The organism is Rhodococcus sp. MS13 (genome assembly GCF_013277835.1).
Lineage (GTDB): Bacteria > Actinomycetota > Actinomycetes > Mycobacteriales > Mycobacteriaceae > Rhodococcus_F > Rhodococcus_F erythropolis.
Genome location: NZ_VBTL01000011.1, coordinates 341,832 through 364,175, shown reverse-complemented (window position 1 = coordinate 364,175; position 22,344 = coordinate 341,832). Strand labels below are relative to the sequence as shown.

Genomic DNA, 22,344 nt, shown 5'->3' with positions numbered 1-22,344 from the left:
GATGGTAACCGAACGAACTATTTCGTTTGACTCACCCGAGAAGGCTGGAATACCTTTTTCCAATGACCACCACGTCCCACGTCGACGGCGGCACTCTGCCACCGATCCCGGCTGTCTCCGAGAATCCGAATCATCAACGTCGCTGGCTGGTGCTCTGCATCGTCGCGTTCGCTCAACTCATGGTGGTGCTCGACGGCACCATCGTCTCCATCGCCCTACCAGCAGCCCAGGAGGAACTGGGCATCAGCGACCTTGACCGCGCGTGGGTGGTCACGTCGTATGCCTTGGCGTTCGGTGCGCTGCTGCTCCTCGGCGGACGTATCGCAGACTACTGGGGCCGAAAGCGATCCTTCATCGTCGGCATGGCGGGCTTCGCGGTTGCCTCCGGCATCGGCGGCATCGCGCAGAGCGGTATCGAACTGTTCATCGCCCGCGCCGGCCAGGGCGTCTTCGCAGCATTACTCGCGCCCGCTGCGCTGTCGATGCTCACCACCACCTTCATCGGAGAGAAGGAGCGCGCCAAGGCTTTTGCCGTCTACGGCGCGATCTCCGGCGGTGGCGCTGCCATCGGCCTGCTCCTCGGTGGAGTGCTGACGCAGTACGTCGACTGGCGCTGGTGCCTGCTCGTCAACATCCCGATCGCGCTGATCGCCATCGCTGCAGCCGTCCCGATCGTCAAGGAAACCAAAGCGCACGGCGACACGAGCTACGACCTTCCCGGCGCTGTCCTCATCGCCCTGGGGCTCGGCTCACTGGTCTACGGATTCACACGCGCCGAGCACGGCTGGGGTCAGGCAGACACTTTGCTGTTCATCGCACTGGGCCTGGTCTTCCTCGCCATCTTCGTGGTCGTCGAGAGCCGCAGCAAGAATCCGCTTCTACCGCTGAGCGTTCCGTGGCATCGTGATCGCGGCGCTGCTCTGATCGGCTCCATGCTGGTGGGCGCCGCCCTGCTCGGCGGCACGTTGTACCTGACGTTCTACCTGCAGATCGTGCTCGGATTCAGCCCGGTCATGGCCGGCGTCGGATCGCTGCCGATGGCATTCTTCATCGTCTTGGCATCGACCATCGCAGCGCAGTTGTCCACCAAGATCGGCCCCAAGCCGCTCATGGTCGCCGGCCCGCTGGTGGCCGCAGTAGGACTGCTCATGCTGACCCAGATCGAGGTACACAGCTCCTACTGGACGCACGTGTTCCCCGGCCTCGCGATCTTCGGCTTCGGACTGGGCCTGCTGATGGTGCCGATGCAGAACCTCGCGCTGATCGGTGTTCCCGACCACGACGCCGGCGCTGCCAGTGCCCTGGTCAACGCCACCCTGCAGATAGGCGGCGCACTCGGAACCGCACTGTTCACCACGATCTACGCTTCGGCCAAGTCGGCCTTCACCGCCGACAACGCGGCGCCGATCCCGCCGGAAGGCATTCCCGTCGACATGTCGAATGCGACCATCCCGACCGGGGACCAATTGGCGCTACTCCCCCAGCCGGTGCAGGACTTCGTCGCCTCGATGACGGACTACTTCTTCGGCGCCGAGGTATCCGGATACTCGGCCGCATTCGGTTGGGCGGCAATCCTGTTGGCGATCATCGCACCGGTAGTGCTGGTTCTGGTCCGCGCCAAGAAGGGTGATCTGCCCGCCGAGGGTGCAGTCCACATGGGATAACCCCCTGTGCGCCTTTATTAACCGCCCGCGGTTAATAAAGGCGCACAGCAGGTCAGGCCTTCTTCAACACCTCAGCCACCGGAGTGCTGCTGCGGCCGATCAACTTCTGCAGGTCACCCGACTCGGTGTCCAACGCCCCCTTGGCAATTGCAGCATCGGAATCCGCGAGAATCTCTGCGACCGGGGCAGGCAGGCCGACGCTCTCGAGAATCCCCTTGTATGCGTCCTCGCTCACGAACTGGTACGCGACAGGCTTGCCGGCAAACTCGCTGATCTTCTCGGCCAATTCGGCGTAGGTGAGCCTCTCGTCACCGCCCAACTCGTACACTGCACCTTCGTGGCCATCGGTGGTCGCGACTACTGCTGCGGCGTCGGCGTAATCCGCACGCGCCGCAGCCGCGATCTTGCCTTCCGCTCCCGCACCGACCAGTGCGCCGCGTTCGATCACACCGGCCAGGTCGTTGGTGAAGTTCTCCCAGTACCAACCGTTGCGCAACAGCGCGAACGGAATACCGCTCCGAGTGAGCACGTCCTCGGTCGCCTTGTGCTCGGCAGCAAGCTTCATCGGCGTGTCCTGAGCATTCAAGATGCTCGTGTAGACGATGAATCCGACGCCGGCAGCCTTCGCCGCGTCGATGATGTTGGTGTGTTGCGCGAGCCGTGACCCCACTTCACTTCCCGAGATCAGCACCAGCTTGTCGACGCCCGCCAATGCGGTTTCCAACGCCGAGGCATCGGCATAGTCCGCTTGACGTACAACTACTCCGCGGGCGGCGAGGCTTTCCGCCTTCTGTGGATTGCGGACCACTGCGACGATGTCGGACGCGGCGGTTCCCCGCTCGATCAACGACTCGACTACCAGTTGTCCGAGGTTTCCGGTTGCGCCGGTGACTGCAATGCTCATGCGAACTCCCGATCCAGGTTGAAGCGTAAATGCGTTCTCCAACCATCATGCACTTATTTTTCGTAAGTGCAACACGGAGAGTTAGCGCTATCGGATCGTGCAGTAGTAGCCTGGGTTCATGACCAGCACCGACTCACCTTCACGTGCTGCCCAGACTCCTGATCCGAATGCCGACGTCGTGGACCCAACCCTCGAGGCTGACGTCTTCGCTCGCGGATGCAACTCTCGGGCGGCATTGCAGAATGCAACCGGACGCTGGGGCGCACTCGCGCTGGCGGCATTGAACGAGGGCCCGTACCGGTTCAGTGCCCTGCGCCGACGCGTCGACGGAGTCAGCGAACGCATGCTCTCACAGACCCTGCAAACACTCGAGCGGGATGGCCTCGTGCACCGTGAGGTACTCGAAACCATCCCGCCCAAAGTGGAATACAGCCTGACCGAACTCGGCGCCGACGTCGCCGCAAAGATCACGGCCCTGATCGAACTACTCGAATCGCAGGTGCCGAAAATCGTTGCGTCACAAGCGTCGTACGACGCCCGGAATCAGCTCAACTTGTCCGAGAGCTGAGCGATGAACTCGTCGAATGCGTAGGGAACGCTCAGCACCGTCGGAGCGGACGTAGCCATCGCGTAGTCCATTCCGACCAGACGAACCAGACGGCCGTTCGACACCGAGGTCATGTTCGCGAACGGACCGAAGGACATCAGCTTGTCCAGGTTGGTGCCGTCGGCGTCGACGAGAATGAAGACGTCGGCGTCGAGTGTGTCGATGGATTCCATGCCCACGGACACCGAACTGTCGCCGGAAGTGCACACTGCGTCGACACCGGGCGAGGTCTTCACCCCGAGCTGGCCGAGAAGACGGATCCGCGGGTCGGTGCCGCAGAAGACGATCAGGCCCTCGTCGGTGCGCATTGCATACGTTGCGGTTTTGCCCTGGAACTGTGGGTGATCAGCGGCCTGCTTCTCGAAGTACGCCCCGGTCTCGTCGATCAGCGTCTGGGCCTGCTCCGGCTGTCCGAGCGCTGCACCGATCATGCTCATCTGCTTGTCCCACGCCGTATCCCACGGCTGGTCCGGGAACGCGACGGTCGGCGCGATGTCACTGAGACGCTTGTACTCGCCCTCGTCGATGCCGGAGTAGACGGCGAGGATCACGTCGGGATCGAGCCCGAGGATCTGCTCGAACGGGATATCGGGATTGGTCGTCATGAGAACAGGCTTGGCACCGTTCAGACGCGAAGCGTCCCAGGGCAGGATGTTGTTCTCGATGCCGGCGCCGGAGAAGCTCTCCATGGCGACCGGAACCTTGTTCAGTGCGATCACCGCATCCTGGCCACTCCATCCGATGGTCACGATGCGCATAGGCTCCGCGTCGATCGTCGTCGAACCGTAGGCGTGGTCGACGGTCACGGGGAACGCCCCCGCCTCGGCGGCACCCGAAGCTTCGGTGTCCGATCCGGAGTCACCTGAGGTTCCACAGGCGGAGAGCGTCAGCGCGACGCAAGCCGCGAGCAGTACGGAACGAGTTTTCATGAGTGGTCCTTCGAAAGCCGGATGTTCGACTCGGGACGCTAATGCGTTGCGCGCCTACACCCCGACTCGAAGGCCTCAGATGGCGGTTTCGCAACACAACTCGACACAAAAGACGAAAAACCCCGTGCGTCTTTCCGGTAGTGCGAACTACCGAAAAGGCGCACGGGGCCGAAGGCCCTGCCGTCAGAAGTTGATCATGTGGCCGGCGAGGCCGTGGATCGCTTCCTGCAGTGCCTCACTGAGCGTGGGGTGGGTGTGGACGTTGCGTGCCAACTCGTTGACCGTGAGGTCCCACTTCTGGGCCAAGGTCAGCTCAGGCAGCAGTTCCGAAACGTCCGGTCCGATGAGGTGCCCGCCGAGCAGTTCGCCGTACTTCTTGTCGGCGATCAGCTTGACGAAACCGGTCGGGTCACCGAGACCGTGTGCCTTGCCGTTGGCAGCGAACGGGAAATTCGCGACCTTGACGTCGTAGCCCTCGGCCTTGGCCTGCTCCTCGGTCAAACCGAACGAGGCGACCTGCGGCTGGCAGAACGTCGCACGCGGCATCATCCGGTAGTCACCGAGTGTCTGCGTCTCCGCGCCGCCGATGGTCTCGGCAGCAACGACAGCCTGAGCTTCTGCGACGTGCGCGAGCTGCAGCTTGGCGGTGACGTCACCGATGGCGAAGATGTGCGGGACGTTGGTGCGCATGTAGTCGTCGATCGCGATGGCGCCGCGATCGGTCAACGCGACACCGGTGTTCTCGAGACCGAAGCCCTCCACACGCGGTGCGAAGCCGACGGACTGCAGAACCTTGTCGACGACCACGGTCTCGATCTCGCCGGACTTGTTGTCCTTGATCGAGACGGTGACCTTGCTGCCGTCGTCGCTGATGGACTGCACAGCGGCACCGGTCTTGATGGTGACGCCGAGCTTCTTATACTGCTTGGCGATTTCCTTCGAGACGTCGGCGTCCTCGTTGGGCAGTGCCCGATCGAGGAACTCGACGATCGTGACGTCGACGCCGTAGTTCTTGAGGACGTAACCGAACTCCATGCCGATCGCGCCGGCACCGACGATGAGGATCGAACCCGGAAGGTCACGGGTGAGGATCTGCTCTTCGTAGGTCACGACGTTCTCGCTCAGCGAGGTGCCGGGCAGCAGCTTGGTGTACGAACCCGTCGCGATGATCGCGTTGTCGAACGTGATCGTCTCGGTGCCACCCTTGCTCAGCTCCACGCTGATGGTGTTGGCGTCGACGAACGTGCCCTTGCCGTCGTACTCCGGGATCTTGTTCTTCTTCATCAAGAAGTGAATGCCCTTGACTCGCCCGTCCGCGACCTTGCGGCTGCGATCGAAAGCGGAGCCGAAATCGAAGGACACGTCTCCGGACATGCCGAACGTCTTCGCTTCTTTCGTGAAGATGTGCACGAGTTCGGCGTTACGGAGAAGCGCCTTGGACGGAATGCAGCCGACATTCAGGCATACACCGCCCCAGTACTTCTGCTCGATGATGGCGGTGCTCAGGCCCAGTTGTGCCGCGCGGATAGCAGCGACGTACCCACCGGGGCCGGCTCCGAGGACAACGACGTCATAGTGTGAGGTCACGATTCACCAGGGTAGTCCTGCATCGTTTCGCTGTCCCCAGATGGTCGCATTACCCGTCGGTAGCCCACACTTCTCGGGCAACTCGGGCGAAATTTCCGCCGTACACGGCCTCGATCGACGGCTCGTCGAAGCCCCGGTCGCGCAATACCTGATCAAGTGTCAGCACGCCCTCCGGAGGAGTCCACTGCAGTGGCCCCCACGCGGTGTACGCCTCGGAGAACGACGACGGGTTCTGCTCGATCTCTTCGCGGAAGTCGTCGGCGTCGAAGGAGAAGTCGGAGCCGATCCCGACGTGATCGATGCCGACGAGTCCCACAGCCTCTTCGATGTGGTCGGCCATCGCGGACAGCCGAGCCTGGTCGTCATCCGGTCCGTTGACGCCGAGGAATATGCCCACGCCGTTGATCCCGATGACGCCGCCGGTCTCCGCACACGCTCTGGCCTGATCGTCGGTGATGTTGCGCGGATGCTCCCACAACCTTCGGAGGTTCGAGTGGCTGTAGATCATTGCTCGCTGGGTGATAGCTGAGATGTCCAACCCCGTCTGTACCGAACAATGTGAGCCGTCGACCGTGATTCCGACGCGATTCATCTCGGCAACCAGGTCACGGCCGTATCCACTCAACCCCGTGTCCGCCAGGTCCAAGCAGCCGCAGCCCGCAGCGTTCATGTAGTTATACGTCGGCAACATCGAGCGGACTCCGAGGTCGCAGAAGTACGAGACGTTGGCCAGGTCTCCCTCCAGCGGATTCGAGTCCTCCAGGTCGAAGGCCAGGGCAATTCCGCCCGACTCCTGAATCTCGACGACGCCGTCGACGGTGAAGACAGGGGTTATCTCCGGGAACTCGACCCGCGCCTGCCACGCGAAACTCTTGGCGATTGCCGTCGAGTCCGCGCGAGTCTGCGGCGAGTAACCGACGTTCACCGAAACGTAACTCCCCGCTGGGCGCTGATATCGGAGAAGATCTTCGACAGACGCGTTCGACTGCAGAGGTAGGCAACAATGTTGTTCCCATAGTGGATATGTCCGGTTCACTCACTAATCCCGTCGATGATCAGGGAAATTCACCTGAAACTGGTCGTACGTTCAGCAAATCTCTGGTTCACTGGCGGATAACGCACCGATGCGGTAGAACTTACAAGACTCACACGCCCTGTACCTATCGACAGGGCATGTACCCAGCATGAATTCCCGTACGGGAACAGCAACAAAGGACCGTTCACTCCTGGGCGGATTCGAAGGAATTTTAGGTGGAGGTTTCTGAACGTATGCGTGCTCGCACTTTCAAGCGTGGCCGTCTGGTCGCCGCTGTAGCCGCAGTATCCGTGCTGCCGATGCTGATCAGCCCTGCAGTGTCGTCCGCAGGCGGAGATCCGTCGACCACCACGGCAACTGTTGCCAAGGCAAACACAACGGGTTCCAAGCTCTCGAGCCGCACGGACAACGGGCGCATCGCCACCATCAAGGTGTACTCACCTTCCATGGGACGCGACATTCCGCTCGAGGTCATCCTCCCAGCAGACGGCAGCGAACCCCGCCCGACGCTCTACCTGCTCAACGGTGCAGGCGGCGGCGAAGACCGGGCGACGTGGCAGCGTCAGACCGACGTCAACGAGTTCTTCGCTGACAAGAACGTCAACGTCGTCACCCCGCTCGAAGGTGCATTCAGTTACTACACCGACTGGGTGAACGACGACCCGTCCCTCGGCCGTCAGAAGTGGCAGACGTTCCTGACCCAGGAACTCCCGCCCGTCATCGACGCCGAGTTCAACACCAACGGCGTCCAGTCGATCTCCGCGATCTCGATGACCGCGACCTCGGTCCTCAACCTCGCCATCGCAGCTCCGGGCCTCTACAAGGGCGTCGGTGCATACAGCGGATGCGCCGAGACCAGCACACCGGTCGGCCAGTCCTCCATCGAACTGGTTGTGGGCATGCGCGGCGACGCTGACGTGACCAACATGTGGGGCCCCCTCGACGGCCAGGGCTGGATCGACAACGACCCCGTCGTCAACGCCGAGAAGCTCCGCGGCACCGAGCTCTTCATCTCCACCGGCTCCGGACTCCCCGGCCCGCACGACACCCTGAACAACGAGGCGATCAACGGACAGGTCGGCACACTCGCCAACCAGGTGATCGTCGGCGGCGTCATCGAGGCAGCAGTCAACTACTGCACCCACAACCTCGCCTACCGCCTCAACGATCTCAAGATCCCGGCCACCTTCGACTTCAAGCCGACCGGCACCCACTCGTGGGGCTACTGGGAAGACGATCTCCACAACTCCTGGCCGATGCTCGCTCGTTCGATGGGCATCTGACCGAAATCGTTCCGACTCGACCCCGCTCCCTGCACTTCCTGGAGCGGGGTCGAGTGCTTGTCTGGGCCGATTCGGGGGTTAATTCGGGGGTTAATTCCGGGGCCAATTCAATTGTCAGGCAATCGAATCGCGTCACTTTCTGCGCCCGCTCTGCTTTACTGACACATAACAAAAAGTGAACCTGTTCCAGTAAGGGCTCACAGGCACTTCGATCCGTTCCGGATCCGAAGACATTCAGGTGGAGGATCCGAACGTATGCGTGCTCGAATTTTCAAGCGTGGCAGTGTGATCGCAGCTCTCGCAGTGGCCACGGTGCTGCCGATGCTGATCAGTCCGGCGACAGCTTCTGCGGGCGGTGACACGTCCGGATCGCACGTCGTGAGCAACACCAAGACCGGCGACCGCAAGGTCACCATCTCGGTCTTCTCCCCGGCGATGGATCGCAACATCCCGCTCGAGGTCATCCTCCCAGCAGATGGCAGCGAACCCCGCCCGACGCTCTACCTGCTCAACGGTGCAGGCGGCGGCGAAGACTCGGCGACCTGGCAACGCAAGACCGACGTCATGAACTTCTTCCAGGACAAGAACGTCAACGTCGTCACTCCACTCGAAGGCGCATTCAGCTACTACACCGACTGGGTGAACGACGATCCGGTTCTCGGTCGCCAGAAGTGGCAGACGTTCCTGACCCAGGAACTCCCGCCCGTCATCGACGCCGAGTTCAATACCAACAAGGTCCAGTCGATCTCCGCGATCTCCATGACCGCGACCTCGGTCCTCAACCTCGCCATCGCGGCTCCCGGCCTCTACAAGGGCGTCGGCGCGTACAGCGGATGTGCCGAGACCAGCACTCCCGTCGGTCAGAGTGCGATCGAACTTGTCACAGGTACCCGCGGCGGAGCTGACATCACCAACATGTGGGGCCCCCTCGACGGTCAGGGCTGGAAGGACAACGATCCGGTCCTCAACGCCGAGAAGCTCCGCGGCACCGAACTCTACGTCTCCACCGGCTCCGGACTCCCCGGCCCACACGACACTCTCGCCAATCCCGCGATCAACGGTCAGGTCGGTGCGCTCGCCAACCAGGCGATCGTCGGCGGCATCATCGAGGCAGCGGTCAACTACTGCACCCACAACCTCGCCTACCGCCTGAGCGACCTGAAGATCCCGGCCACCTTCGACTTCAAGCCGACCGGCACCCACTCGTGGGGCTACTGGCAAGACGATCTCCACAACTCCTGGCCGATGCTCGCTCACTCCCTGGGCGTCTGACCCGATTCGTTCTCACTCGACCCCGCTCCAGTGTTTCGGGAGCGGGGTCGAGTGCTGTCGGGAGCGAGCAGTAAGAATGGACGTATGACTTCCGATCAGCAGCCCACCACCGGCGACGACCCCTACCTCTGGCTCGAAGACGTGACCGGTGAGTCTGCACTCGATTGGGTCCGTCAGCACAATGCCGTGACCGAGGAGCAGCTCACCGACAACGAGCGCTTCGATCGACTGCAGAGCGACGTGCGCGAGATTCTCGATACCGACGCGCGAATCCCCTACGTCCGCCGTCGAGGTGAGTTCCTCTACAACTTCTGGCGCGACAGCACCCACGTTCGCGGATTGTGGCGACGCACGACGTTCGATCAGTACGTCACCGACGACCCGGAATGGGACGTCCTGGTCGACCTCGACGCCCTGGCCGAGGCCGAGGGCGAGAACTGGGTCTGGAAGGGCACGCAACTTCTACGGCCACACCGCAACCGTGCATTGATCAGCCTCTCCCGCGGCGGGGCAGACGCGGCGGTCGTTCGCGAGTTCGACATCGACAAGCGCGAGTTCCTCGCTCCCGAGGGCGAGAATCCCGGCTTCTACCTTCCCGAGGCCAAGACCGACATCGACTGGATCGACATCGATACCGTCTACGTCGGAACGGATATCGGACCAGGGTCGCTCACCGATTCCGGATATCCCCGTCTGGCCCAGCGGTGGAAGCGCGGCACTCCCCTCTCCAGTGCCGAGACCGTCTACGAGGGCCAAGCCACGGACGTGGCCATCTCGGCTTCGCACGATCCGACGCCCGGGTTCGAACGAGACTTCGTCACTCGCTCGGTCGATTTCTACAACTCTCAGCATTTCGAAGTTCGCCCCGACGGTGAGCTGGTGCTCGTGGACGTCCCCGAGGACGCCGGGATCTCGATTCACCACGAGTGGTTGTTGATCCGCACCAAGTCCGTGTGGGCCGTCGAGGACACCGAATATCCGACCGGCGCACTGCTTGCCATCCGTTACGACGATTTCCTTGCCGGCTCACGAGCACTGACATCGATCTTCGAACCCGACGCACATTCCTCACTCGAGCACTACACCTGGACACGCGATCATCTGATTCTCGTGGTACTCACCGACGTCCGCACCACGCTGCGCATCCTGACACCGGGCGAAAACGGCTGGGAGGATCGACCTTTCGAAGGGCTTCCAGAACTGACCAGTATCGAAATTCTCGACACCGACCCCGATGTCAGCAATGAATACTTCGTCAACTCGAGTGGATACACCTCCCCTGCAACTCTTTTGCACGGCGTGATCGGCGAAACCGAACCCACTGCCCTCAAGCAGGCTCCCTCGTTCTTCGATGCCGAGGGCATCACCACAGAGCAGTTCTTCGCCACCTCTGCCGACGGCACCCAAGTTCCGTACTTCGTGGTGCGCAGTCCGCGTAACGAGCCCGGCCCCACCCTGCTCTACGGGTACGGCGGATTCGAGATCTCGCTGACGCCGTCGTACAGCGGTTCTCTGGGCCGTGCCTGGCTGACGCAGGGCGGCACCTACGTGGTTGCGAACATTCGTGGTGGCGGCGAGTACGGACCCGGTTGGCACACACAGGTTCTCAAGGCCGGGCGCCACAAGGTGCACGAAGACTTTGCTGCCGTCGCGAGGGACCTCGTCGATCGCGGAATCACGACCCCGGATCTTCTGGCAGCTCAGGGCGGAAGCAACGGCGGCCTGCTGATGGGCATCATGCTGACCAAGTACCCCGAGCTCTTCGGCGCCATCGTCTGCCAGGTCCCGCTGTTGGACATGCGGCGATTCCATCTCCTGCTGGCCGGCGCTTCGTGGATGGCCGAATACGGTGACCCCGATGTCCCGGAGGAGTGGGCATTCATCTCGGAGTACTCGCCGTATCAGAACATCGACGCCGCCGCGTCGTACCCACCGATCCTGATCGCGACGTCCACCCGCGACGACCGCGTCCACCCCGCGCATGCCCGCAAGATGGCCGCACGGCTGGAAGAGCTGGGCAAGCCGGTGCTGTATTTCGAGAACATCGAGGGTGGCCACGGCGGCGCCGCGGACAATGCTCAGCTGGCCTTCAAGACTGCGCTGACCTACGAGTTCCTCTGGCAGAAACTCGGCTGATCTTTCAGCGGTCGCGCAACCACGCGACGACGCGCTCGCTCACAGCGGTGGGATTGCGTATCCAACCGTTGTGACCGAGTGGTTCGTCGATGTGCGTCATCGTCACTTGGGCCCCGGAGAGCTTGTCCACCAGGTTCTTTGCCGACCGGCGTGGAGCGAGATCGTCCCCTTCGATCGTGATCGACAGAACCGGCAAGGTCAGGCGAGCGATCCGCTCCTCGTAGTCGATATCCGCACCGACGGGTTCCATGCGACCGGTCCTGGCGAACCGGGCCCAATCGGTGATCAGTACTTTCGACTGTCGACCGAAGCCGCCGACGTTGACCCGGTCTCCCGGCCAGAAGCCGGCGATGTTGGCTGTCACCGACATCGCGGACGAGCCCAGATAGAGTCCGGGCGCACGGATTCCGGGGAATCCGCGGTGATACGGCGATCCGGAGGCAACCAGGATCAGTCCGCCGAGCCGGCCCCGAATCCTGGACGCGTACATGACCCCGATCTGGCCGCCCATGCTGTGCCCCATCAGAAATGGTGTGCTGGCCGGAAACCGCTCACGCACCACCTCGAACGTCGCCGGACAATCGATCGAGACCAGTTCCTGATATCCGAAAACACTCGACGCGCTCGGGCGCGGTTTGCTGTCACCTTGGCCACGCAGTTCACCGATGGCCGCATTGAAGCCGGCTTCGACCAGGGCCTGCGCCACCGGATCGTAGAACCCGGCGGGAACTCCGAGCCCGGGCAACATCACCACCACGGGTGCGTCGTCGTTCGGTCCGGGAAACAGACGGATCGGGGTCACGGTGCCGTCGGGGAGTTGGATCGGTACGGTCTCCATTCAACTCACACTAACCACCCACGCCGCGGATGGGCAGAGCCCACGCGCCGACTATTCGAGGCTTCCCACGATCAGCGGATCCGGAGTACCCACGATCTCGTAATCCTTGTTGTCGTAATCGAACTGACTGAGCACGTGACGCATCGCGTTTATCCGCGCGCGTTTCTTGTCATTGCTCTTGATGACGGTCCACGGAGCGGTGTCGGTATCGGTGAACCGAATCATCTCTTCCTTCGCCGCTGTGTACGCATCCCACTTGTCCAGAGAAGCGATGTCCATCGGCGAAAGCTTCCACTGCCGAACGGGATCGACCTGTCTGATCGCGAACCGCGTGCGCTGCTCCAGCGGTGAAACCGAGAACCAGAACTTGATCAAGCTGATGCCGTCGTCGACGAGCATCTGCTCGAACAACGGCACCTGGCGCAGAAAACGCTCGTGCTCCTCGTCGGTGCAGAAGCCCATGACCCGCTCGACCCCGGCCCGGTTGTACCAAGACCGATCGAACATCACCAGTTCCCCGGCTGCGGGAAGGTGCTGCACATAGCGCTGGAAGTACCACTGCGTCGACTCGCGAGCCGACGGCTTCTCCAATGCGACGACCCGTGCGCCGCGAGGATTGAGGTGCTCCATGAATCGTTTGATCGTTCCGCCCTTGCCGGCGGCGTCGCGTCCTTCGAACACTATGGCGTGCCGTGCGCCGGTTTCTTTCGACCAGTTCTGCAGCTTGAGGAGTTCGATCTGCAGCAGACGCTTGGACATTTCGTACTCGTCCCGAGGCATCCGTGCGTCGTACGGGTAGCCCTCCCGCCAGGTGTCGACCTCGAAACCGTCCGGCGACGTCAGCAGCACCGGATCGTCGTCGTCATTGTCGTCGACGGTGAAGGCGGCGGTGTCGGCCAGATCGACGGCGGTCGAGAGATCCGCGAAGGCGCTGAGGAACGGTCGGCGTTCTGCTAAATCGGTCACCGCCGACAAGTTAGTCTCCCGCAGCAACTGTTCGGTGAAGCTGGGATGAACTACCGGGGTATGACACGGCGGCCTCAAAAGATCAGGGTGCAGATGGGGGTCGTCCCCGATGGTGCGCGGCGCCATCTCGCTTCAGAATTGAAGCATGACATTCGAAAGCAACACACCTCGCCCCTTCACCCGTTCCAACGACAAGAAAATGTTCGCCGGAGTGTGCGGCGGAATTGCAGATTACTTCGGCGCCGACGTAAATCTTGTCCGTCTACTCGCGGTTATCGCCGCTATTTGCACGGGTGGAACCGCGGCTTTGGTATATCTCGCCGCCTGGATGCTCATGCCGTTAGGTTGAGATTTCCGGCAATTGACATGGCGAGAATTACGCGGCGACAAAAGGTATTTCGGGGCCTACGCGCCAACACGAGCAGGCCCCGAAATCAACAATCTACTTGGCGGCCTTCAACTCTCCACCGCTGAGCGCAGCGAGGGCCTCGAGACCCTTGACGGCCAGGCCACTGACGCTGCCCAACCCCTGACCGATGATCGCACCGACTGAGCCGGCAGCATCCATGACAGATCCTTCAAGCATGACGTTCTCCTTTAGATGTTCAGTGGTTCACTTGGGACGAGCAAATGACGCCGATCAGAAAACTCAGGGAACGACAGGCGGCGTAAAGCTGAGGGTGTCGAGAGATCCGAAGATTCCACCGGCGGTGTCAGCCAGTGAACCGAAGAGGTTTGCACCGACATTGTCCAATCCCAGCAGCATTGTCAGCAAAGCCTGCATCGGTGCACCGTCCCCATTCGGACCACCGAGAATATCCATCAACGAACCCATGTTCAGCTCCTCGCGTAGGTGATTCTTTTTACCGTCGGTGACGATTATCGAACCAGTCCGGCGGTAGACACTCGACGTGTCGACAGTCACATTAATCCGCGAGATAACGACTCGACACCACTACGGACAATTACCTTAATTAGGATGAATTCGACAGAAATTTCCCGAACACAAATCGTCGATTCACCACAAGTTCCGACGCAAGTTGCTCTTTATCGTTCGCCTACCTCACGATTTTGGTCAGAAACTGCCTGCAAAAGCGTCGTGAACCCCACCCGCAACAATTCGACGTAGTGCTCGATATCCGGCATCGTCTCTTGCGAGACGATGACATTGAGCGTCAGAGAACCTCCACGCGCGGCAATGAGGAAGTGGCGCAGAATGTCTCCGTCGACCGGCGCCTGCCCACCGAGAACTGCCACCGCCGGCGCACCTTCGAAAACGTTGCCGTCAACTGATACCGGGACATTGCTGATCGTCGTGTTCTGAATGACCTTGTGCGAAGGGTCCAGCTTGTTGAGCCGACGCGAGAGACCGGTGAGTCTGAGCAGAGCCGCAGGCGAAGTTTCGATGCGCGTGCCGTAACGACGGACGGCTGGGTGTGAACTCCGCCCTTTGGCCCTCAGCGCCGAATCTCTGATTCGTGTCAGCCGCTCGACCGGATCTTCGACGTCTGTGTGCAGATCGACCGTCAACAGCGCCAGTTGGTTGGCCGACTCCCATTCGGCTATCTTCCGCATCGATCGGGGAACCATCGCCGCCAACCCACTGGCCGATTTCTCGCCCTTCTCCGACAGGTATGCGTCGAGAGCACCGGCGACGACGGTCAGGAAGATGTCGTTGACCGTCACGTCCGGAACGGCCGCTCGGATCGCTTTGATGTCTGCGCCGTCCAGCGTCAGGAAATCGATCGTGATGTCTCCACCCAGCACGCCGTTGAATCGGGTCGGTAGGCGGTCGGCCGAGTACGTAGGTAGCTCTCCGGCCTCTTCCGCCTCCCGAACCGTCTCGGCCGCAACCTTTGTCACGGACAGACCCCGGCCGAAGCGGATCGCCTGGCCGGGCAAACCGACGACCGTGCGCCCGATCAAATCCAGCGACGAAAGCCCCGAACCGGCACGCTTCGTCTCCGGTTTCGGCGGACCGGAGAACAGAAGGTTGGTCAGATCGCGGATCGCCAGACCGTCACCGGCCCCGTGGTGGGTCTTGAGCATGATCAGCGTCAGATTGCCAGGTAGCTCGTCGATCCCGCGCACGCCGGTCATGACGTGCAACTCCCAGGGCGGCCGGGAAAGGTCCATCGGCTCCCCGAGCGAGCGCCCGAGCAATTCACGAACCGGGGCCCACCCGGCAACAGGGGCACGATGGACGTGCACGTGATCATCGACGTCGAAATCGGCCGGGACCCAATAGGGATAGTCCAGATCCAGCGGAACTCGCTGGAGTCGACTCGTGAACAGTGGCGAGTACCCGAATCTTTCGGTGATCCACCGAACCGCGTCGTCGTGCGTCATCTCTGCGAGCGGATGGCCCGTAGTGTCGAAGAAGTAGGCGCAGACCATGTGGCTCAGATGTCCGCCGGACTCGTTGTAGACGAACTCCGCGTCTCGCGGTCCCATCTGAGATACCGCGGCTGGCAACGAGTTCCGAAAGATCATGCATGCCCCTCAATTCCGACGCTGAACGAATGTCCGAATTGTAGCGAGCTGACATGCAGATCCTCGGGGTTCTGCCCGGAATCGTTGGGTATCACCGGATCCAGCAATCGGAAAAGGTGCCTGCGATTCCGATCGATCAGGAGGCAACCTCTTGGTCAGGTGAATCCGCAGTCTGCATCGCGGCTGCCGCCGCCAAATCATCGAAACTTGCTCGCAGTAGTTCGATGTAATGATGGAGATCGGGCATGGTCGCGGTATCCGCGATGACGTTGAGGGTCAGTCCCCCACCTGCTGCGGCGACCATGAAATGCCGTAGCCCGTCGCCGTCAACCGGGGGCTGGGTTGCCAGCACGGCTGCACCCGGTGCACCGTTCAACGTCAGCCCTTCAACAGAGAGCGGAATATTGCTCACCATTGTGTGCTGGTAGCGGGGACGAGTGACATCGTGGGAATTCCTACTTCGCGCAAAAGCAATGAATCTCAGCAGGAATGCCGGCGCCGTTTCGATCGCGGCGTCCACACGGCGCGTGGCAGGGTGGGAAGTGCGTACCTTCTCCGAACGCGAGGATTCCGCGATGAGTGCCAATCGTTCCAGCGGCGCCGCAACGGACGTGTGCATATCGACTGACAAGGTCACCAGTTGATTGGCAGACTGCCACTCCTCGACCTTGCGCATCGAGCGAGGCACCATTGCCACCAAGGATCCCCCTGGCGGCTCACCATTTTCTGTCAGATACCGCGACAGCGCACCACCGACGATCGCCAGCAGAACATCGTTGACAGTGGCGCCTGGAACCGCGTGTTTGACCCGACCGATTACGGCACCGGGAAGGGTCAATTGCTGCAGCGTTCCCGATCCGCTGACTTTGCCGTTGAACCTGGTAGCCGGACGTTCGTTGAGGCTCTCGACCCATTCACCGGCCGATTGGGCCGCGTTCGCAGCGCGTTGAGCAGCGCGATTCCCAGGAACGCTCCGGGCGAATCTGAACATCTGGCTGGGAATGCTCGCCAACGATTCGAGGAGTACACGCACCTTCAATAGTCGAGGTACTGGAACGTGTCGGGCGGCTCGCTCTTCGCCTGAGAAGATGGATTCACCCAACATCCGGATTGCTATCCCATCCGCTGCGCTGTGGTGGGACTTGAGCACTACGGCGGTCAGCCTCCCGTCCAGATCGTCGAGACCTTCGATTCCGTTGAAGAAGTGCAACTCCCATGGCGGACGGGTCAAGTCCATCCGTGAAGTCATCAAAGCACTCAAAGGCTTCTCTAGTGACGCCCAACCAGGCTCCGTGAGGTCTGTGACGTGTACGTGGTCACGGATGTCGAAGTCATTGACTGGCATCCAGTACGGATGATCGAGTCCGAGCGGGATACGACCTACCTTGTGGGTGAACATGCGATGGTGGCCGAGCCGTGCGGTCACCCATTCGACTGCTTGCTCGCGCGAGAACTCCGACTCAGGGCGCTGAGAAGTATCGAAGAAATACACCCCTATCAAATGCCCCAGATGGCCGTCCGCCTCGTTGTAGATGAAATCGGCATCACGCGGGCTCAACCGCGCCAACTGCACCGCAAATTTGCTGGGCAATCGCATCGACACTACCTCGTCTCACTGCATCGGTAATCGTGACCGGAACTCGAAACCGAATGATCCCCGAGGCGTACGTCAGCCTCGGGGATCATTCGGACTCGGTGGCGTATTCCAATTCAGACTCCACCAAGAATTTCCTACTTCGGATTCTGAAGCATCTTGCTTCCGGCGGAGGTGAGGCCCGCTGTGTCGATAACCCATTGCACGATCGAAGTCAGGTATCTTTCAAGCATTGTGCATTTCCTTTCATCACACTGGGAAGGACGAAAGCGCGTTCAGGTATTTCCCGATCGTGCCCACGAGATCAACCGACCCGAAACTGACGAGATCGGACAGGTACGTCAATGATCCGTTCAACATTTCTTTCTCCTCTTCGGATTAGGTGCCGGCTATGGAGCCGAGGCCGGATTGGATCGATCCGGCTGACGCAGCGGATCCTGTGACACCCAGTTCAATGAAAGAAGAGATAGCTGCGAAAACTCCCTCGATGATTCCCTTGAGAGCCGCCAAAGGCAACTGGACCGAGTTCGCGTCGATGCTGCCGACCGCGTCGATCAAACTTGCTGTATCCACTGTACTTCCACACTCCTTGGAATTCGTTCGTTCGGGTTCTGAAAAGAAAACAGCGGAGTCCATCAGATCTGCGTGGCCGTTATCCAAACACGCGGGTCTTGACGATTCCGAATTACGGCAGAGGGGGAACCTGCCATCCCAGGTCGATCGACGACATTATCGGCGCGAAAATGATGCCCGCAATGACCGACTTGATCAACCCTCCCATTTCGCCTTCGAGCACATCAGCGACCGATCCCAAACTACCCATCATTCACTCCCACTGTCAGAAAGATCCTCGGAAATTGAAACTATCGATCAGCTGAGTTCGATAGCGGATACCAACGAGCCTGTGCCGGCCTCTACGCCCGGCAGCATCGACCCGCTCCATGTGTTGGCCAGCAGATCGGTGAACAATTGCGCAGTCGCTTGGAGGAACATGACGATCATACTGATTCCCACCCTTTCGTAGGTCTTGGATTACTCATAGGACGTTTACATCGGACCGCTTGCAGTAGCCCACAAAGAACTGGTCCGAGCAGCAGAGAGAAAGATTTTGCAAACCAGGTAACCGATATTCTTCGGGGCGTACGCGCCCTTTCGCGGCTGTGGGGTGACATCAAGGTAGTGCAGAAGAGCCCGATTTGGGGAACTTTCGGCTAAACATTTTGAAGCTTTCTGAAACCTGTTCCATTTTTGCAGGTCGCGGGCCCGAGCCGGCCACAATTTCTACTGAAATCCATCAACACACCGCACTCAATAGCTTCGGCAACGCGGCACTACACACTGCAACGTATCTGCCGACGAGTGCAATCGATCTGTCTACCAATACCGTTCGACTACGCAATCCGAAGGTGAAAACGTCCCGCGAAAGTACTAGTACTAGAGGACGTTTCAACTCCGACGCACCGACAAAAGTGCTAGCTCTCAACCATCCGAGTCCGAACGGCTATGACTGCCAATAAGATTGAATCCACGTTGCTGGATCACCAAATGATCTGAGCACAGGAATGTCTGTGGAGGAAACCAAGTCCACAGCCGCGCACCACAGCTGACCGAGAGACGTGACCGCCTGTGCCAATTTGCACGGACGGCCACGTTCTCGCCGCATATCACCGCCGCGACCAATTAGACTAATTCACGACGGAGACAGAGCATCCAATGTTAGTGAAGCGTGCCGGCGCCCGCATTGAGTGCCGGGTAACTTCCAACCGCCCCCGTGATGTCGTCAGACGGAACGCAAGAGGTAGATGCACTGACTGGAATCACAACGGCTACTCCGTTCGCCTTGAAGCTGAAGTAGTTATTCGCAAAGTTACCGAACTCGGCCGCGGTTCCCGAAGTAGAGAGTTTTACATCGAACACCGGAGACGTCGTCACAACGGTGATCTGAGGTGCCTTGAATGTCGTGCTCGGGCCGACTCCAAACTTCCCAAGAGTAATAATTCCGCCTGAAGCCGAAACAGTAGGACTACCCGAACTGATATTCGTACCCGAACTCGTCTTGGTCGCACTTGTCAACGTCGCGGTATTGTACGAGAGCTTGTACTGAATATCACTCAATCCCTTGAAAGTATAACCCGGGAACGAGCTCGGCGTAGTCTGGTCCCCGAATTGGATTGTGTAGGTATTCGGCTGACCGGCCGGCGCAACGACCGTATGGTCAACGGTGACAGAAAGGTTTTCCAACTGCGCAACATTTCCAGGTGAACCGGCCCAACACGCGTTCTTAAAGCTTGTTGTCGTGGGCCCCGCTGTTGCCGACGCCGGAGCAACGGCCGCGAACACCAAACCTGCTGATGCAGCTACCGCTGCGAGACCAATCGTAGTACGTCGCGCCAGTGATACAGTCATGTTCTTCACTCCTATTTCCTCGTAAGGCGGTTTGATCGAACTGCCTGTCCGACGCGGTTACGCTCGCAGCGTTCCGTGTCGTCAGTTCCCCCTACCCGCGGATATCCCGGGTGGAAGTCATCGACTCATAGCCGAGTCGGAAATGGCAACAGATGCAGTCACCCACTCCGAGCCTTTAATCAACACGCAGTGGATCCATTCATTAAACTCACCTGTATCGTGAAGAATTTAACAACAATATTAGATAAGCTTCACCATCCGGCCGAAGACGCCAGAGATAAATATTCCATTATATGCGCTGAGCAACGAATCGTTCCCGCAAATATTTCAATCACGATTTCGGGAAATTGAAATTTGCAACCCGTAGCGAATAGTACTTGTATACACCAAAAGGCGTAGACATGAAGCCATCTGCTTCGATACATTTCAATTGCTTCAGACCGGAACTTTCCTCCTCGATGCGCAATACTGTAACCCAGATCACTGCAACATGTATCAGTTTTGTGAAGATTGTCGGAAATATTCTATTTTAGTTGCATTTTTCCACCAAAAGAACTAGTTAATTTCACACTAAAGCCTTACTTAATTCAATCATTTGTTGGATATGTTGGCACTAAAGTTTTAGCACTAAAGAACTTGTCCAACGGTCGTGAACCGATGCGATTGACCGCCGTTAGGATGCCGTCTCCAGACAAGCAAAAGCCCGGCCCACCGAATGGTGGGCCGGGCTCTAGGAGCTAGGTGGAGATGGACTCAGAAGTCCATGCCGCCCATGCCGCCGGTCGGATCGCCTGCAGGCGCTCCGGCCTTCTCGGGCTTGTCAGCGACAACGGCTTCGGTCGTCAGGAACAGAGCCGCGATGGACGCTGCGTTCTGCAATGCCGAGCGGGTGACCTTGACCGGGTCGTTGATGCCTGCAGCGAGCAGGTCGCCGTACTCGTTGGTCGCAGCGTTGAGGCCGTGACCTGCGGGCAGGTTGGAGACCTTGTCCGCAACAACGCCGGGCTCGAGGCCTGCGTTGAATGCGATCTGCTTGAGCGGAGCGGACAGTGCAACGCGAACGATGTTCGCGCCGGTTGCCTCGTCACCTTCGAGCTTGAGGTCGTCCAGTGCGGGAGCTGCCTGGAGAAGTGCAACGCCACCACCGGCGACGATGCCCTCTTCGACGGCTGCCTTTGCGTTACGCACTGCATCTTCGATGCGGTGCTTGCGCTCCTTGAGCTCGACCTCGGTAGCAGCGCCGGCCTTGATGACTGCAACGCCGCCGGCCAGCTTGGCCAGACGTTCCTGCAGCTTCTCACGGTCGTAATCCGAGTCGCTGTTCTCGATCTCGGCGCGGATCTGGCTGACACGACCGGCGATTGCGTCGGCGTCGCCGGCACCCTCGACGATGGTGGTCTCGTCCTTGGTGATGACGACCTTGCGTGCCTGGCCGAGGAGCTCGAGGCCTGCGGTCTCCAAGGAGAGTCCGACCTCTTCGCTGATGACCTCGCCACCGGTGAGGATGGCGATGTCGGCGAGCTGAGCCTTACGACGGTCACCGAAGCCGGGAGCCTTGACGGCAACAGACTTGAAGGTGCCACGGATCTTGTTGACCACGAGGGTGGAGAGAGCTTCGCCCTCGACATCCTCGGCGATGATCAGGAGCGGCTTGCCGGACTGGATGACCTTCTCCAGCAGGGGCAGCAGGTCCTTGACCGTGGAGATCTTGGAGCTGACGAGCAGGATGTACGCGTCTTCGAGGACGGCTTCCTGACGCTCTGCATCGGTGGCGAAGTACGCCGAGATGTAGCCCTTGTCGAAGCGCATGCCCTCGGTGAGCTCGAGCTGCAGGCCGAAGGTGTTGGACTCCTCGACCGTGATGACGCCTTCCTTGCCGACCTTGTCCATAGCCTCGGCGATGAGCTCACCGATGGACGGGTCGCCGGCGGAAATACCGGCGGTAGCAGCGATCTGCTCCTTGGTGTCGATCTCCTTGGCGGTCTCGAGCAGGCGAGCTGTGACAGCCTCGACAGCCTTCTCGATGCCGCGCTTGAGGCCGAGCGGGTTCGCGCCGGCTGCGACGTTGCGCAGGCCTTCACGGACCAGAGCCTGTGCGAGAACGGTAGCGGTGGTGGTGCCGTCGCCAGCGACGTCGTCAGTCTTCTTGGCGACCTCCTTGACGAGCTCGGCGCCGATCTTCTCGTACGGGTCGTCGAGTTCGATCTCCTTGGCGATGGAAACACCATCGTTGGTGATCGTGGGGGCGCCCCACTTCTTTTCGAGAACGACGTTGCGACCCTTGGGGCCCAACGTCACCTTGACAGCGTCGGCGAGGGCGTTGAGGCCTCGCTCGAGGCCACGACGTGCCTCTTCGTCGAACGCGATGATCTTTGCCATTGCGAAGTGATCCTCCGGATAGGGGGTGACACACAAGGTGACCGCTCGTCGGGTCACCTCATCGGCACAAGGCGACCGTTTGACCAGTCACCTCATTACACGGGCGACCGATTTGCCTGGTCACCCATCTACGCCTGTGGTCTAGTCAGTGCCCGCGACGGACGACCGGGGGTGTCTATGGTTCCCGGTCTCACTGCCTCGACCTGGCACTCACGGTTCGCGAGTGCCAACTGCATTTTTAGCACTCGAG

20 protein-coding genes are annotated in these 22,344 nt (G+C 60.4%); 6 read left to right on the top strand and 14 right to left on the bottom strand.

Features of this window, described 5'->3' with window-relative positions:
- Window positions 1-62 precede the first annotated feature (62 nt).
- The gene (locus FEZ59_RS23400; RefSeq protein WP_003941517.1) at window positions 63-1,664 is read left to right on the top strand and encodes an MFS transporter; all 1,602 of its coding nucleotides are present in this window, start codon (window positions 63-65) and stop codon (window positions 1,662-1,664) included.
- A 52-nt stretch (window positions 1,665-1,716) separates the two neighbouring features.
- Here the strand turns inward: FEZ59_RS23400 and FEZ59_RS23395 are convergent, their stop codons facing one another.
- Entirely contained in the window at window positions 1,717-2,568 is an 852-nt protein-coding gene (locus FEZ59_RS23395; RefSeq protein WP_172933282.1) for an SDR family oxidoreductase, read from the bottom strand.
- Between the two features lie 118 nt (window positions 2,569-2,686).
- Here FEZ59_RS23395 and FEZ59_RS23390 point away from each other — a divergent pair, with 118 nt between their 5' ends.
- Window positions 2,687-3,136 (top strand): helix-turn-helix domain-containing protein, encoded by a 450-nt coding sequence (locus FEZ59_RS23390; RefSeq protein ID WP_007735410.1) that lies wholly within the window; start codon window positions 2,687-2,689, stop codon window positions 3,134-3,136.
- Here FEZ59_RS23390 and FEZ59_RS23385 read toward each other — a convergent pair.
- From FEZ59_RS23385 to FEZ59_RS23375, 3 genes are all read right to left on the bottom strand, one after another.
- Complete coding sequence (locus FEZ59_RS23385; RefSeq protein ID WP_172933281.1) at window positions 3,112-4,104, bottom strand: iron-siderophore ABC transporter substrate-binding protein; 993 nt, start codon at window positions 4,102-4,104, stop codon at window positions 3,112-3,114. The genes FEZ59_RS23390 and FEZ59_RS23385 overlap by 25 nt on opposite strands.
- A gap of 183 nt (window positions 4,105-4,287) precedes the next feature.
- Complete coding sequence (gene lpdA, locus FEZ59_RS23380; RefSeq protein ID WP_172933280.1) at window positions 4,288-5,691, bottom strand: dihydrolipoyl dehydrogenase; 1,404 nt, start codon at window positions 5,689-5,691, stop codon at window positions 4,288-4,290.
- A gap of 49 nt (window positions 5,692-5,740) precedes the next feature.
- The gene (locus tag FEZ59_RS23375) at window positions 5,741-6,727 is read right to left on the bottom strand and encodes a membrane dipeptidase (protein WP_172933279.1); all 987 of its coding nucleotides are present in this window, start codon (window positions 6,725-6,727) and stop codon (window positions 5,741-5,743) included.
- 233 nt (window positions 6,728-6,960) lie between these two features.
- Between FEZ59_RS23375 and FEZ59_RS23370 the strand changes: the two genes are divergently transcribed.
- The 3 genes from FEZ59_RS23370 to FEZ59_RS23360 all read left to right on the top strand — a co-directional run bounded on the left by FEZ59_RS23370 (window position 6,961) and on the right by FEZ59_RS23360 (window position 11,418).
- Entirely contained in the window at window positions 6,961-8,010 is a 1,050-nt protein-coding gene (locus tag FEZ59_RS23370) for an alpha/beta hydrolase family protein (RefSeq protein WP_021343370.1), read from the top strand.
- Window positions 8,011-8,265: 255 nt separating this feature from the next.
- Complete coding sequence (locus tag FEZ59_RS23365) at window positions 8,266-9,282, top strand: alpha/beta hydrolase family protein (RefSeq protein WP_060939303.1); 1,017 nt, start codon at window positions 8,266-8,268, stop codon at window positions 9,280-9,282.
- An 84-nt stretch (window positions 9,283-9,366) separates the two neighbouring features.
- Window positions 9,367-11,418, top strand: a complete 2,052-nt coding sequence (locus FEZ59_RS23360) for a prolyl oligopeptidase family serine peptidase (protein ID WP_029254801.1) — start codon at window positions 9,367-9,369, stop codon at window positions 11,416-11,418.
- 4 nt (window positions 11,419-11,422) lie between these two features.
- Here FEZ59_RS23360 and FEZ59_RS23355 read toward each other — a convergent pair whose 3' ends face one another.
- Window positions 11,423-12,256 carry an alpha/beta fold hydrolase gene (locus FEZ59_RS23355; RefSeq protein WP_020906717.1) on the bottom strand — a complete coding sequence of 278 codons (834 nt, stop codon included), beginning with the start codon at window positions 12,254-12,256 and terminating at the stop codon, window positions 11,423-11,425.
- Between the two features lie 51 nt (window positions 12,257-12,307).
- A complete protein-coding gene (gene ppk2 / locus FEZ59_RS23350; RefSeq protein ID WP_024487730.1) occupies window positions 12,308-13,222 on the bottom strand; it encodes a polyphosphate kinase 2 in 915 nt (304 codons plus the stop codon).
- Window positions 13,223-13,367: 145 nt separating this feature from the next.
- Between ppk2 and FEZ59_RS23345 the strand changes: the two genes are divergently transcribed.
- A complete protein-coding gene (locus FEZ59_RS23345) occupies window positions 13,368-13,571 on the top strand; it encodes a PspC domain-containing protein (RefSeq protein ID WP_003941534.1) in 204 nt (67 codons plus the stop codon).
- A gap of 93 nt (window positions 13,572-13,664) precedes the next feature.
- Here FEZ59_RS23345 and FEZ59_RS23340 read toward each other — a convergent pair whose 3' ends face one another.
- The 8 genes from FEZ59_RS23340 to groL all read right to left on the bottom strand — a co-directional run bounded on the left by FEZ59_RS23340 (window position 13,665) and on the right by groL (window position 22,094).
- Window positions 13,665-13,808, bottom strand: coding sequence for a hypothetical protein (locus FEZ59_RS23340; RefSeq protein ID WP_003941503.1), 144 nt, complete (start codon window positions 13,806-13,808; stop codon window positions 13,665-13,667).
- A gap of 63 nt (window positions 13,809-13,871) precedes the next feature.
- The gene (locus FEZ59_RS23335) at window positions 13,872-14,147 is read right to left on the bottom strand and encodes a hypothetical protein (RefSeq protein ID WP_003941513.1); all 276 of its coding nucleotides are present in this window, start codon (window positions 14,145-14,147) and stop codon (window positions 13,872-13,874) included.
- A 122-nt stretch (window positions 14,148-14,269) separates the two neighbouring features.
- Window positions 14,270-15,715, bottom strand: coding sequence for a wax ester/triacylglycerol synthase domain-containing protein (locus tag FEZ59_RS23330; protein WP_172933278.1), 1,446 nt, complete (start codon window positions 15,713-15,715; stop codon window positions 14,270-14,272).
- 136 nt (window positions 15,716-15,851) lie between these two features.
- Window positions 15,852-17,312: a wax ester/triacylglycerol synthase domain-containing protein gene (locus FEZ59_RS23325; protein WP_080910030.1), complete on the bottom strand. Its 1,461-nt coding sequence runs from the start codon at window positions 17,310-17,312 to the stop codon at window positions 15,852-15,854.
- Window positions 17,313-17,687: 375 nt separating this feature from the next.
- Entirely contained in the window at window positions 17,688-17,882 is a 195-nt protein-coding gene (locus FEZ59_RS23320) for a hypothetical protein (protein WP_020723597.1), read from the bottom strand.
- 297 nt (window positions 17,883-18,179) lie between these two features.
- Window positions 18,180-18,311: a hypothetical protein gene (locus FEZ59_RS30325; protein ID WP_255246887.1), complete on the bottom strand. Its 132-nt coding sequence runs from the start codon at window positions 18,309-18,311 to the stop codon at window positions 18,180-18,182.
- A 714-nt stretch (window positions 18,312-19,025) separates the two neighbouring features.
- The gene (locus FEZ59_RS23315; protein WP_042951134.1) at window positions 19,026-19,724 is read right to left on the bottom strand and encodes a hypothetical protein; all 699 of its coding nucleotides are present in this window, start codon (window positions 19,722-19,724) and stop codon (window positions 19,026-19,028) included.
- Window positions 19,725-20,468: 744 nt separating this feature from the next.
- Window positions 20,469-22,094: a chaperonin GroEL gene (gene groL, locus FEZ59_RS23310; protein WP_003941476.1), complete on the bottom strand. Its 1,626-nt coding sequence runs from the start codon at window positions 22,092-22,094 to the stop codon at window positions 20,469-20,471.
- Window positions 22,095-22,344 lie beyond the last annotated feature (250 nt).